Source organism: Streptomyces sp. NPDC041796, from assembly GCF_055590785.1.
In genome coordinates this window covers 178,878-192,171 of sequence record NZ_JBVJAH010000002.1, presented here as the reverse complement: position 1 = coordinate 192,171, position 13,294 = coordinate 178,878, and the positions used below count along the sequence as shown (strand labels likewise).

General features: G+C 69.1%; 10 protein-coding genes and 1 pseudogene. 6 read left to right on the top strand and 5 right to left on the bottom strand.

The window, feature by feature from the left end:
* Nucleotides 1-143 precede the first annotated feature (143 nt).
* Both ACZ6C1_RS04220 and ACZ6C1_RS04215 read left to right on the top strand, forming a co-directional pair.
* Nucleotides 144-1,442 (top strand): macrolide family glycosyltransferase, encoded by a 1,299-nt coding sequence (locus tag ACZ6C1_RS04220; RefSeq protein WP_469237481.1) that lies wholly within the window; start codon nucleotides 144-146, stop codon nucleotides 1,440-1,442.
* 7 nt (nucleotides 1,443-1,449) lie between these two features.
* Nucleotides 1,450-3,159, top strand: a complete 1,710-nt coding sequence (locus tag ACZ6C1_RS04215; protein WP_469237479.1) for a S15 peptidase family protein — start codon at nucleotides 1,450-1,452, stop codon at nucleotides 3,157-3,159.
* A gap of 84 nt (nucleotides 3,160-3,243) precedes the next feature.
* Here the strand turns inward: ACZ6C1_RS04215 and ACZ6C1_RS04210 are convergent.
* Nucleotides 3,244-3,993, bottom strand: a pseudogene (locus ACZ6C1_RS04210) (GDSL-type esterase/lipase family protein); the annotation flags it as partial.
* A gap of 2,085 nt (nucleotides 3,994-6,078) precedes the next feature.
* Here ACZ6C1_RS04210 and ACZ6C1_RS04205 point away from each other — a divergent pair.
* The 3 genes from ACZ6C1_RS04205 to ACZ6C1_RS04195 all read left to right on the top strand — a co-directional run bounded on the left by ACZ6C1_RS04205 (nucleotide 6,079) and on the right by ACZ6C1_RS04195 (nucleotide 7,238).
* Entirely contained in the window at nucleotides 6,079-6,252 is a 174-nt protein-coding gene (locus ACZ6C1_RS04205) for a hypothetical protein (protein ID WP_469237477.1), read from the top strand.
* Between the two features lie 407 nt (nucleotides 6,253-6,659).
* Nucleotides 6,660-6,830 (top strand): hypothetical protein, encoded by a 171-nt coding sequence (locus ACZ6C1_RS04200; protein WP_469237475.1) that lies wholly within the window; start codon nucleotides 6,660-6,662, stop codon nucleotides 6,828-6,830.
* Nucleotides 6,831-7,043: 213 nt separating this feature from the next.
* A complete protein-coding gene (locus ACZ6C1_RS04195; protein ID WP_469237473.1) occupies nucleotides 7,044-7,238 on the top strand; it encodes a hypothetical protein in 195 nt (64 codons plus the stop codon).
* 18 nt (nucleotides 7,239-7,256) lie between these two features.
* Here the strand turns inward: ACZ6C1_RS04195 and ACZ6C1_RS04190 are convergent, their stop codons facing one another.
* The 3 genes from ACZ6C1_RS04190 to ACZ6C1_RS04180 all read right to left on the bottom strand — a co-directional run bounded on the left by ACZ6C1_RS04190 (nucleotide 7,257) and on the right by ACZ6C1_RS04180 (nucleotide 9,949).
* On the bottom strand, nucleotides 7,257-7,742 hold the full coding sequence (locus ACZ6C1_RS04190; protein ID WP_469237471.1) for a DUF1877 family protein: 486 nt from the start codon (nucleotides 7,740-7,742) through the stop codon (nucleotides 7,257-7,259).
* A gap of 645 nt (nucleotides 7,743-8,387) precedes the next feature.
* Nucleotides 8,388-9,533, bottom strand: a complete 1,146-nt coding sequence (locus tag ACZ6C1_RS04185) for an RNA polymerase sigma factor (RefSeq protein ID WP_469238159.1) — start codon at nucleotides 9,531-9,533, stop codon at nucleotides 8,388-8,390.
* 8 nt (nucleotides 9,534-9,541) lie between these two features.
* Nucleotides 9,542-9,949: a YciI family protein gene (locus tag ACZ6C1_RS04180; protein ID WP_469237469.1), complete on the bottom strand. Its 408-nt coding sequence runs from the start codon at nucleotides 9,947-9,949 to the stop codon at nucleotides 9,542-9,544.
* An 800-nt stretch (nucleotides 9,950-10,749) separates the two neighbouring features.
* Here ACZ6C1_RS04180 and ACZ6C1_RS04175 point away from each other — a divergent pair.
* Nucleotides 10,750-12,123: a S41 family peptidase gene (locus tag ACZ6C1_RS04175; protein WP_469237467.1), complete on the top strand. Its 1,374-nt coding sequence runs from the start codon at nucleotides 10,750-10,752 to the stop codon at nucleotides 12,121-12,123.
* A 354-nt stretch (nucleotides 12,124-12,477) separates the two neighbouring features.
* Here ACZ6C1_RS04175 and ACZ6C1_RS04170 read toward each other — a convergent pair whose 3' ends face one another.
* Nucleotides 12,478-13,200, bottom strand: a complete 723-nt coding sequence (locus ACZ6C1_RS04170) for a VOC family protein (RefSeq protein ID WP_469237465.1) — start codon at nucleotides 13,198-13,200, stop codon at nucleotides 12,478-12,480.
* Between the last annotated feature and the right edge of the window lie 94 nt (nucleotides 13,201-13,294).

The window sequence follows — 13,294 nt, the reverse complement described above, 5'->3', positions numbered from 1 at the left end:
ACAGCCGCGCCGCCGACCCACCCCGCCCGAGGCGACCCACCCCGCCCGAGGCGACCCACCCCGCCCGAGGCGACCCACCCCGCCCGAGTCGCCGCAGGTCAGCGATTTCCCGTTGGAGTGATTTTCGGCCCGGCTGTGGTGGCATGGGCGGTGCGGCGGCGTTAGGGAAGCGGTTGATCATCGTTGCCGAGGCCATGGCCCCGGTACCAGGTGCAAGGGATGTCATCGTGACCGCTTTCTCTGTCCCCGCCCAGAGTGTGCCGCCCGCGGCTGCCGGGCCGCGTCGCCATGTGGCGGTGTTCAATGTGCCCATGCATGGGCACGTGCTGCCGACGCTGGCCGTGGTCGAGCAGCTCGTGGCCCGGGGATACCGGGTGAGTTACGCCGTGACGGCAGAGTTCGAGGCGTGTGTGCGGGCGGTCGGTGCCGAGCCCGTCATCTACGCCGCGCCGGATCAGGGTGAGGCGCCCGAGGACCTGTCCGAGGGCGTCCGGCAGGCGATCACGGTCAATCTCGGGGCGCTGGGCGAGCTGGCTGCCGCGTTCGGCTGCGTGCGGCCCGACCTTGTTCTGTACGACGTGTACGCCTGGGCGGGGCCGTTGCTCGCCCAGCGGTGGGGTGTCCCGGTGGTGCAGCTCGCTCCGACGCACGTTCCCTACCAGGGCCTGGTGGAGGAGTTCTTCGGTCTGGCGGACATCTCGGAGATTCCCGGCTTCCCCGAACTCGCTGCTGCGGTCGGTGCTGCCGGGCTGCGCTCGGTCCATGAGCTGACGCTGGCCCCGCCTCGGGTGGTGGCGTTCCTCCCTCGCGCTTTCCAGCGTCGGCCGGAGACGGTGGCGGCCGGTCGCTGTCGGTACGTCGGTCCAGCGCTGGCTGACCGGTCCTTCCAGGGACGCTGGCTGCCGCCCAGCCCGGACGCCAAGGTTCTGTACGTCTCCCTGGGCTCGCAGTTCACCCGCCGTCCGGAGTTCTACAGGGCGTGCGTGGAAGCCTTCGCCGGCTCTCAGTGGCATGTGGTGATGACGGTCGGCCAGGCGGTGGCCCCGGAAGAGCTGGGAGCGCTGCCCGCCAACTTCGAGGTGCACACCAGCGTTCCTCAGCTCGACGTCCTGGCCGCGGCCTCGGTCTTCGTCACACACGGAGGCATGGGCAGCGTCATGGAGGCCCTGCACCACGGAGTGCCGCTGGTTGCCGTGCCCCAGATGGCCGAGCAGCGCGTCAACGCGGATCAGGTCGAGCGACTCCGCCTGGGCGTGCACCTGCCGCGGGAGACCGTGACCGGCCCCTCTCTGCGCGAAGCGGTGATGCGGGCGACGACGGATTCCCGCATCGCCGCCGGGGTGGCCGCGATGAAGACGGAGGTTCATGCGGCAGGTGGTGCGGTCGGTGCCGTGGATTTCATGGAAGAGGTCCTGACCGCTGTCGCTGCCCCGGTGCACTGACATGCCCATGCATCCCCAGACAACGGGACCGGGTGGGCGAGGACCGGGCAGGCGAAAGGCGCGGCAGCGCCTGGCGCTGTGCAGTGCCTTCCTCACCGCGGCTACGCCCATGGTGGCCCACCCGGCATGGGCCGCCGAACGGCACGTACTCCCCGTCGTACCGCACGTACTCCCCGTCGTACCGCACGTACTCCCCGCCGTACCGCACCTGCTGCCCACCGCCGCCACGCCCGGAGGGCAGCCCGCTCGTACCGCGGTGCACGAACACGTCCGCATCCGCAGCTTCGACAGGACCGTCCTGGCGGCGGAGGTCTACCAGCCTGCCCGGTCCGGACCGCATCCGGTGGTGGTCATCCCGGGTGCCTGGATCTCCCCTCCCACGCATGCTCTGACGTCGGTCCAGCGGCTGACGGCGCTGGCGGAATCGGGGTACGTCGTCGTCAGGTACGAACCGCGAGGTTTCAGGCGTTCGGGCGGCATGGTCGACATGGCCGGCCCCAAGGACGTCGGTGACGTGTCCCGAGTCATTGACTGGACCTTGGCGCACACGGACGCCGACCCTTCGAGAATCGGCCTGCTGTCGGAGTCCTACGGCGCGACGGTGAGTCTGAACGCTGCCGCGTTCGATTCCCGGGTGAAGGCAGTCGCCGCCCTCAGTGGCTGGACGGACGCGGTCGGTGCCAACTGGCGCAACGGTACACGTGCCACCACCATCGGCCTCTTCCAAGAACTGCTGGGGAAGGCCAACGCCCGCTTCGACGAGGCGACCATCGCCGCCTTCGCCGATTTGCGCCGTGGCGGCACCCGCTCACATGCCTGGGTCCGCCAGCGCTCTCCCCAGACCCATCTCGAACGACTCAACCGGAACAGACCCGCCATCCTGATGGTCAACGAGTGGGACGACCCCCTCGTGCCCGCAGGCCAGACCGGTGAGTTCCTCGACGCACTCGAAGGCCCCAGGCAACTCCAGATGCGTCCCGGAGGACACGGGGACAGCACGAACCCCACGACACAGCCACTGGGCGGCGCCCCTACGATGTGGGAGGACGCCGTGAGGTGGGTCGACCGCTACGTAGCGGGCACCACCAGCGGGCCGCCCGGGCCGCCCGTCGTCCTGCAGCCCCGCACGTCCCACACCCTGGAGAGCCACCCGAGCTGGTCCGCGCTTCAACGCACGAACCAGAACGTCACCCTCACCCCCGCACACCGCACACACACGGTGGACCTCATCGCGGGCACCCCCTCGGCCGCCGAGTCGGGACCCTTCCCCGTCACCGGGCTTCTCGACACCCTCGGCGTACCCCAACCCACACTCCTGCCGCTGCTCGCCCCACCGGCCGCCGCTGTATGGACAAGCACACCGTTCCCCACACCACAGGCCGTACGCGGCACCCCCCGGATCACCGGCCGCCTGACATCAAGCGCTCCGAGTGGCACGCTCATCGCCCACCTTTACGACACCGACGCCCTGGGGCATGCCCGGCTGCTCACCCATGCCCCGTTCTCCTTCCGTGAGCATCCCGTCGGCCGGCCGGTGAACTTCACCATCGCGCTGCCGGCCACGGCATGGGACCTGCCGGCCGGCCACCGGCTGGCCGTCGTCTTCGACACCGTCGACCACCGCTACGCCTCCGAGAACCCCATCGGCGGAAAGCTGAGCATCGAGACAAGCGCCACGCGGCTGACCGTGCCCCTCACCCGGCGCCTGCACAACTGAGCCGGTCAGGCCGGTACCCAAGTCCGGCCCCTCACCCGGGTCTTACTCCGCAGCACAACACCGCGGGGGAAGACCCGGCCGTCTTCACGAGGACAGTGCCTCGGCCTGCCGTTGCCGCTCCTGCTCACGGCGCGTCGCGTGGGGAAGCGGGAGGACAGGGGACGCGGCAGCATGGAACCGCCGCAGAGCAATACCCCGCACAGGACCGTCGACAGGCAGCAGTGTCGCCCCGGGCTCGCTCACCACGCACTTCGAGGCCCGGACGGCATCGGCGAAGTCGGCCGGCCCATGCCATGCCGTACGCCCCTCGCGGCAGGCCACCGCGGCCTCACGGACCGCCACTCCCACCCGGTCGAGATAGAGGGCGTATCCCGTGGCCGACGGATGAAAGCCGTCCTCGCAGTACAGCCCGTCCTGCACCGTACGGAATTCCGGGACCGCCAAGGAGCCAACCACCGCTCCCGCCGCCAGCGCCGCGGCGGCCTGCTTGCGGGCCAGACGCCGGGACCGCCACGTGGCCACCGCACGGCTCCACCTGCGCAGCGCCGGAGCCGCCCCGATGTCAGCGCAAGTACCGACAACCACGTGCCATCCCGCAGTCCGAAGCTGTGCGACGTACCCGCCCAGCAGCCGGGCGTTCGTCGTGGTGCTGCTGGGAAGGAAGACATCGTTGCCGCCGATGAGGATCAGCACCACCCCCGGTCCGCCCCGGCGAACCGCCGCCCGCACTTGTGGAGCCATACGCGCCGTCGTGGCGCCGACCCGGGCACAGACCTCCACATCGACCGGCCGGCCGGAGTCCCGCAGCCAGGGCGTCAGCGAGGACGGCGCCGACCGTTTCCTGCTGCCGCGCCACTCCCACCGACACCGAAGAGGAGTCTCCCAGAAGCAGTAGCGTCATGCCGTTTCCCGCCGAAGGGCCGTGCCGCCCGTTGCACAAGGGCGTCGCGCGGCCGTCCCACAACGGCTGACGAACCACCAGCCGCATATAGGCGCCGATCAGCGTCCTGCGCAGCCGACGCCCCAGCGGTTTGCCACGCGAGCCGCCCCGCGCCTTGGACGGCAGCCCGGCCGATGACGCACACACCAGAGAACTCCAATGATTTGAGCCAATAGGACCGTCTGCTCAACGATCCGCATTTCACGAAAGGCACGCACGTGGCCATGTCGATGAATGAGAGATGCCCTTGTTGGTGCGTGTCGGAGGCGGTCCCGACCGACCTCGTGGATGGTGCGTGCTTCGACGGGGCTGAGACCTTGATGAGGTCCGCCGGATCCACTCCCGCCCCCCACACGATTGGCGAGTACTTCCGCGCCGGACAGCCACGGTTCAAGCCGCTGCCGGAGGAGCCGTTCGAGACGAGTCGCTGGTTCACCCCGTGAGTGGGTGGATTGCTACAGCCAGTTCCCCGTCCGCGCCCACCGGTACTCGGTGGCGGTCCGGCTCATCGGTCAGGCGGTGCGCGTGCTAACGCCAACGACCTGGTCGTCTATGACGGCCGCAACGAGGTAGCCCAGCAAGAGCGCTGACAGCACCAGGGGCGGCTCACAGTTGGCACCGGACCACTACCTCAATGGCCTCGCTCGATGCCCACAGGTCGCCCTCGGCGCCAGGCTCCTCGCCTGGGTCGACGCGGTCGATACTGGTCAGATGCCCGGGTCACCAGCTCCGCACTTCACCTGATCAGGGACCGGGACGCCGTGACAGCCGGGCTCACCTGGACTGGAGCTCCGGCAGTATCGGAGGCGCGGGGAACCGCAGCAAGAGATCAAGAGGCAGCTCGACGGTCGGAGCCGGCTTCCACCTGCTGCGGAAGAGGATACTGCTGCAGTCGGCCGCAATAGTCTCTTGCAGACGTGGGTTCGACGGGCTAGAACGTCGTGTGATCGTTTTTGTGTGTGCCGCCTGCGCCCAGCCTCTGACCAGGGCAGTGCAGATCTCCGAAACATTGATCAGGCCCGAGTTCGACGGACGGATCGGCCCCGACGGCTGTCGCCGGGCCCCAGCCACCATGAATGAGGGGTTCTACGCTCTGGAACCCGAGCCCTGGGGCGCCCCGTTTCTTCCCACGGACGAATGCGTCGCAGTATTTCCCGGAGGGCGGCTGTCGCCAATCCCGACGGAGAGGGGTTCCTCACCTCCGCAGGACCCCGAAACACGATCGTTCTCCATCCCGACGATGCGCCGGACCTGCTGCCCCACCTTGAAGGGGATCACGTGGGCTGCTGCGGGCTGCACGGACAGGGTGGACCGAATCAGCTGTGCCCATGCGGTGCTGCGGTGGGAACAGAGATCAGCGAGTGCTACACCGCGTACGAACTCCACCTCGACCCAGCACGGGTCCATGCACGGGATGCCACCATCGCCTGATCACCGTCAGAGTTGGTGGGGCCAGCGAGGCCGACCGCCCCTGAGCTGTCCAGGTACCTGGCAGGCGGACCGCCCTGCACACAGCCAACGCCCACCCCCCCCGTGCAGGCCCGCCGGCCGCACCGGCGGTACTCCTGCGGTAAAGGCCGTGGGGCCGGAGGGCAACTGCCTGGCCGGGTGCTCTGGCTGCTGGAGTGGGACTGGAGTGTGTAACCCGCTGGCCGCCAATGAAGTCGTGATGTCGTTCCCCGACCACGGTGAGCGAGCCGAGGATCGCCGCGACCGGGGACGCGCCATGTTGCCACCAGGGTGTCGCGGCCGTTCTTGCCCTGGTGCTGCCGGCGGTTTTGCCAGGCATTCGGACGTCGAGGGCGTGGGGAAGAAGGACAGGACCGGGGACGTATGGAGTTCCAGTCGACAGGATCCGGAAGCCTCAGCTCAGCGTCTCGATCGTCAGGACACCTGGACATCTCATGACATGCGAGGTGCCGTTTCCGCCCCGGGGGCCGGGGCAGGCGCATCGTAGACACGTCGACGAAGGGACCGACATGACTGCCGGGGAGAAGGCCAAAGCCACGACCGAGCAGGTCGTCGGCAAGGCTGTGAAGAAGCTGGCTCACGCGATGGGCAAGGACACCACGGCCGCGAAGGGCGCCGCACTGGAGGCACGGGGCAAGGCCCGAGCCGCCAAGGAAAGCGCGCGGGGCCGATTCCACCACTGATCGCGTCCGCCGAGGCGATGGCGCGGAAACAATGGGGCCGGTGCGCGAAACACCGGCCCCAGGTGACTCGACCGCCGTGGCGTGCCGCCTGTCGGCGTATCGCACCGGGGCGTCCAGGGGGCCGCCGTCGCAGCTACGTCGTGGGTGCCAGCGCCCTCGCTCTCTTCCGGCGTACCGGCCGGAAGGCGGTCTGGTCGTCCCGTGAGCCTCTGCGGCCAGAGCGGATGGCGCCCGCCGATCTCCTCGGCGAGGGGTCAGGGGCTGGCGGCGATCTGGCCGGCATAGGTTCCTGAAACGGCGCGTCGGGGCCTCTGGACGTGAGGCCCTGTGGGCGAGGGGCAATCTCCAGGGAGATACGGCACACTGAATGCAACGTCTTGCGGCGGGAAGCTTTCCGAGGGGGAAACGTGAGCGCTGACGAGGATCATGTCCGCGACGAGGACGCCCGCCGCCGACAGAACAGGTACTGGGCGATCGCTGTCACGATCGCCCTGGTCGCGTTCGGTCTCTTCCTGATTGCCATCTACGAAGACCCCGGTGCGGTCTGCGGCACCGGTCAGGACAAGGGCCCCTGCTGAACGCGCCTCCCCCCCGGTGGAGCGGGACGCAGGCCGGGGCCCGTCCCTCAACCAACTGCCGTTTCCCGATGGCCGTGTCGTCGGCGTACAGGGCGGCGCGCTTGAGGACGTCGCCTACGCGATGGTGCCAGGGCACGGGATGACGCCAATCCACCACTGACTTCTCTTCATCCTGGCCGGCGCCACTACGTCGCGCGTGGCCGCACACCACGGGTGAGGGCAGTTGCGGTCGGCTCGCGCGACGGTCGGCCTCCACATTTCGACCTGGTCGACCACCGCGAGCGTCATGCGGTCGAGTGCGGGACCAACCGCCTCAAGAGCCACCGCGCTGTTACCACCCGTTTCGAAAGACTTGGCTTCCGCTACGAGACCACCGTGCTGGTCGCAGCCCTCAACGACTGGCTGTGATCAGCACGTGGCTGCATCTCAGGCCCATACCGCTTTGACCACGGCGTGGCCTGCCGAAGCCGCCTGCCCGTAGAACTCTTGGAGGCTTCGGTGATGTTCGAGGTGTTCCTGCCTGGTCCGACCGAGGGCACTGAACCGTGCATCGACAACGTTCCACAACTCGTCGAAAGAGACGGTCGTAAGGAAACGCGCGGCCTGTGACACCCCGAGGGGCTCAAGAAGCATCAGCGGGGGATCGGAGGGGTCGGCATCAGCGCTGTGGGGCACGGGGCGGCCGCCGTAGATCGGCAGATTCCAGGGCTCGTCGGCGTCTGTACAGAGGGCATCAGCTGCGGCATAGAGATCATGGACAGCGTCCCAGCCCTTGTTGATCGAGAGGGCGATGCCCGCTGCGTACTCGGCGATGTCGTTTTCCCAAGCCTCAGACATGAACGCGGCGAGCCAGGTGTGGTCATCCCGGATCTCCGACTCAGCCACGGCACGAAAGTGCAGGTAGATGCTCACTACGACGAATCCCTCAGCTCAACGACCCACCTGTCGGGCCGAACGGACAGAACCTACGTGAGGGCACTGACAGCCACGTGTCGTCGAGATCGACTCGCGCCATCCGGCAGGACTTTGAGAACACGGCCTAGCAGGATGGCGCCGCCCGATCCGTCTGCCGAGTCGCCTTCCGCGGCGACGGGCCCTGTGGACCTTGCCATGGTGGCGACCGTCCCGGGCTGCCTACCGCCGGCGCGGGGCGCGGGGCAGGCTTGGGCTTGCTGGAGGCGCGTGCAGTAGTGCGTGAGCCGCCTGCCCGTGGCACTGCCTGAGCGCACGGCCACCGCCGAGGGTCGCGTCACGCCGAGCCGTTGAGCGCTCGCCGGCACGCACCACCAGAAGGCCGGCCTGCTCCTCGACGCGTGCAAGCCGGGCAGGCCGCCTGGCGTCGAGTCGCCCAGCCGGCCTCCCACAACCGCATCCGGGTGGCGACGAAGCCGTCGCACTCCGCCGCGGTTCAGGGGCGGGAGCGCCCGATCTCCCGCCCCTGCCGCGGATGGCCGACCGTCCCGCGCGCCGTGCGGGTCAAGGAGGCTGCCGATGTGAGGCGACAGCTCCGATCCCAGTGTCGACGCTGAAGCCGCGGGAGGGTACGAGCCCGATGCGTCAGCGACGCCGACGGGTGTTGAGACGGGCGGCCTGGCGCGTCAGGTGGTGGCGCTCGGCGAGGTTGGGTGCCTTTTGGGCCGCCTCGGCGTACAACCGTGCCGCTGTCTCCAGATCGCCGTCGCGCTCGTGGAAGTGTGCCGCCACTGCGGCGTGGCGGGGCAGTGAGTCGTTCAGCTCCGCAAGCGCCGCCAGGCCTGCGCGCGGTCCGTCGGCCTCGCCGACGGCCACCGCGCGGTTGAGCCGGACGACCGGGCTGTCGGTCAGGCGCACGAGCTCGTCGTACCACTCGACGATCTGCACCCAGTCGGTCTCCTCGGCGGTGGGCGCGTCGGCGTGGAGTGCCGCGATGGCGGCCTGGGCCTGGAACTCGCCCAGTTGGTCGCGGGCGAGGGCCGCCTGCAGGATCTCGACCCCCTCGGCGATCGACCGGGTGTCCCACCGGCCGCGGTCCTGCTCGGCGAGCGGCACCAGGCTGCCGTCGGACGCGGTCCGGGTGGCGCGCCGGGCGTGGTGGAGCAGCATGAGGGCGAGCAGCCCCGCCACCTCGGGGTGGTCGATGGCGGCCGCGAGCTGCCGAGTGAGCCGAATGGCTTCGGCGGCGAGGTCGACGTCGCCGGAGTAGCCCTCGTTGAAGACCAGGTAGAGGACGCGCAGCACGGTGGCGACGTCGCCGGGCTGGTCGAACCGCACGCCGGAGACCGTGCGCTTGGCCCGGCTGATGCGCTGCGCCATGGTCGCTTCCGGCACCAGGTAGGCCTGGGCGATCTGACGGGTGGTGAGCCCGCCGACGGCGCGCAGCGTGAGCGCGACCGCGGACGACGGCGTCAGCGACGGGTGGGCGCACAGGAAATAGAGCTGGAGCGTGTCGTCGACCGCGGGCGCGGGCCCGGGCGCCGGCTCCTGGTCGAGGCGGTCCTCCCGCCGGCGGCGGGCGGCGTCCGCCCGGGCCTGATCGAGGAACTTGCGCCACGCGACGGTGACCAGCCAGCCCTTCGGGTCGCGGGGCGGGTCGGCCGGCCAGACGCGGAGCGCCTCGGCCAGGGCATCCTGCACGGCGTCCTCGGCCGCCGCGAAGTCGGCTCCGCGACGGACGAGGACGGCGAGAACGCTCGGCGTGAGGCTCCGGAGCAGGGCCTCGTTCATCGATGAGATCACTCCGTGACGGTGGGCGGCGCGGTCAGGAACGGACGCACTTCGAGCCACTCGTGGATCGGCTTCCCGCCCGCCCCGGGGGCGGCCGACAGTTCTCCGGCCAGCTCGACTGCGCGGTCGTAGCTGTCGACGTCGATGATCATCCAGCCGGCGATGAGGTCCTTGGTCTCGGCGAACGGTCCGTCGGTGACCGGAGGGCGCCCCTCACCGTCGTAGCGGACCCACGCTCCCTCCGGGGCGAGCGCCTGGCCGTCGACGAACTCGCCGGTCTTCTCGAGCCGGGCCGCGAAGTCGTTCATGTACTGCACGTGCGCCGTGATCTCCTCCGGCGTCCACTGGTCCATGGGCACGTCGTTGACGGCTGCCGGGGCGCCGCGGTAGTGCTTGAGAAGCAGGTACTTGGCCATGATGGTTCTCCTCGGTACTGGTGCGGCCCATTGTGGCCGCGTTCACTACCGGGACGGAGCCGGCCACGGGTTCTCGACATCCTCGTGTGAATTTTTTTTGGCTGTCGTGGAGGCACCTGGGTGAGCCGTCTCTGTCGGTACCGGGCCGACGGCGTGTCGCGCGGGCGAAGGCGAGAGAGGACGAGCCGTTCCGAGCCGGCAGCGGTCAGCAGCGGCCAGGAAGCCCTGGTGCCGCTTCACGGCTGCCCGCTCCGCGACGTCATAAGCCCGCTGGCTCGCTCAACGCTTCTGTGGCCTTGCCCACCAAAGGATCCGGATCCCGCGTGCCTCAGACGACTCGATCAACGAACGAGCCGACCAGGCTGATCTACGCAAAGCCCCGCCCGCCGGCCTGGGTGCCTTCGAGGTGGTCCGTCCGGGTGTTCGGTGCGAAGGGGACCATGCGCAGGTGGTGCTGTGCCGGATGCGAAGAGGCCGCTGACCACGATGGGTGGAAGGCGGGTGGTTTGCAGCGATCATCACCGTCTCGCGGGCGCTAATGCCGGTCATTGCGCGCTGGACCGCCTCAGCACTCCGCGAGCGGCCCGGTGGGCGCCGGGTCCGGGTCCCGCGGCCGGCTCGGAAAAAGACCACCGGCTGCGCGACGTCGGTCGCTCCCGGAGCGAGATCACCCCAAGGTACGCCCATAGTGGGGGGCTGTCCCCACCCTCGATCGACGGGACAGCCGGATGGTCGGGAGAAGGCCGTACCAGCGACTGTTGGGGTGTCCCACGCAAGTCGTCTACAGACAAGGCAAGATTGTGCGCATCGTCACGGCCACCGCAGTCGCACTGGCATTCGTCGCCTCAGCCGCGCAGGCCTCCACCGCCCCACGGCAGACCATCGACGGAATCTGGCGAATGGACGGCTACGGCACCGTGCTGTCCATCCGGAACGGAACTCTCCAGGAATACCAGACCACCGCCATCAGCTGCCTCAAAGGCGACTCCGCACAGCGGACCGGCCCCGGCACCTTCACCATGTCCGACGGAGGCGCCCTGACCGTGCGCACCCAATCAGACAGCGACCACGCGTCCATGCGCGCGGACGGCGACGTCGGCAGCCGGAACCTCCGGCGCATCCCGACGCTGCCCGACACCTGCGCGCACCCGACGGCCGAGGACCCGCTGACGACCTTCGACGTCTTCTGGCAGACCTTCGAGGAGAACTACCCCTTCTTCACGTCCAAGGACATCGACTGGCACAAGGTCCGCGATCGATACCGCCCCGGGGTGCACGCCGGAACGACGAGGGATGAGCTCTACGCCGTCTTCAGCGAGATGGTCAGGCCGCTCTATGACGCCCACGTCGTCGTGCAGGACGGCAAACGCCACTTCAACCAGGTCCGCCCAGGCACCGTCGCGCCCTCGCCGCAACTGGACAGCGAGATCAAGAAGTTCATTGTGGAGCGCGACCTCAAGAACGCCCGGAACCTTCAGGACTTCGCCCAGGGCCGGATCACCTACGGTGACCTTCCTGGTGGGCAGGGCTATGTGCGGATCTCCAGGTTCACCGGGTACGCGGCCGGCGCAGCCTACGCAGCCCAACTGGCCGAGCTCGACAGGGCGCTGGACACCGTCCTCAGCCAGGAGCGCACCCAGCGCCTGAAGGGCCTGATCATCGACCTGCGCATCAACGGCGGCGGCGACGACGCGCTGGGGATCCACATCGCCGAGCGACTCACCGACACGCCCTACGTCGCCTACTCCAAGCGCGCCCGCAACGACCCCGCCGACCCCGCCCGGCACACGCGCCCCCAGCCCGTGTACGTCACCCCCGCCCAGGGCCCCCGTTACACCGGGCCGGTCGCCCTGCTGACCGGCGGCTCGACCGTCAGCGCGGGGGAGACTTTCACCCAGGCACTCATGGACCGGCCCGGAAAGACGGTCCGTATCGGGCAGCCCACACAGGGCGTCTTCTCGGACCTCATGATCCGCAAGCTGCCCAACGGCATGTCGGCCTGGTTGCCGAACGAGGAGTTCCTGACCCGGACGGGCAGGACCTTCGACGGCACAGGCATTCCGCCGCACTTCACTGAGCCGGTCTTCACCAATGAGGAGTTCGACAAGAAGAGAGACTTGGCCTTCGACAGGGCTGTGAACGTCCTGCGGAATCATGGCGGCACCACGAGCTGAAGCCGGATCAGCCGGACTGAGGCTGAGGCGACTGGGGCCTGGGGTGGGGGACGACCCGGTGAACACACGGAAAGTCACCACGGTGCCCAGCAGCAGGCGACCACGCGCGACGGTTGGATACGCGAGCACACCGGTACCGGGGTCGCACACCGGTACCGGGGCCGGGGCGAGCTGTTACGGGAGGGACGACCGGCCCAGTGCCCGCAGCAGCCGGCTATTACCCCCGCCTCACAGCGCAGCCGGCTGATCACCAGGCCGCAGGGGTGCAAGGTCCCACCGTCAGCGACGGTGACGGCGGCCCGGTGATGAGGCTTTCACGCCCACGGAAGCACAGCCCACCCGGCAACAGCCCCGCTACTGGGGCCTCTGCAGGGAGAATTCGTTGCCGTCGGGGTCGAGCATCAACACCCTGCCGTCGTCACCCTCCCCGATGTCGGTGCGCGTCGCGCCGAGCGAGATCAGGCGGTCGATCTCCGCCTCCCGGTCGGCGCCGGCGGGGAGCGCCAGATCGAAGTACAGCCTGTTCGTGCCCCTCTTCGGAGCCACCGGAGGACCACCCCACGTGATCTTCGTCCCGCCGTTCGGCGATTGGATCGCGGTCTCCTGGTCCTGGTCCCAGACCAGCGGCCACCGCAGCGCCTTGCTCCAGAAGTAACCGACCTCCTGTGTACCATCGCAGGCCAGCGCTCCGATGAAGCCGGTGTCGGCGAGGAACTTGTTACCCGCCTCGATCACGCAGAACTCGTTGCCGTCCGGATCGGCGAGCACTACATGCCCGTCTTCCGGGAGTTGGCCCACGTCGATGTGGTGCCCGCCGAGTTCCAGCGCCCTGGCCACTGTCTGCTGCTGATCCTCCGGAGAGGTGCTCGTCAGGTCGAAATGCGCCCGGTTCTGGCCGATCTTCGGCTCCTGGCTCGGCAGGAAACGAATGCGGAACCCAGTGCTGTCAGGGGGCAGGATCGCGATGCCGTCATCCGGACCATCGGCCAACTCCCAGCCCAGGACCCCGGACCAAAACCGCGCTAGCCCCGACGGCCGAGTCGCATGGAAGCAGATCGCGAACAATTGACTGGTCATACCCCGAGCTTCTCCGATCCACTGCGGCCGACACGGGGCCTCGCCCGCCCCCGCGGGCGCAGCCTAGGGGGGCCGAGCGGCGCCCGCATCCGAG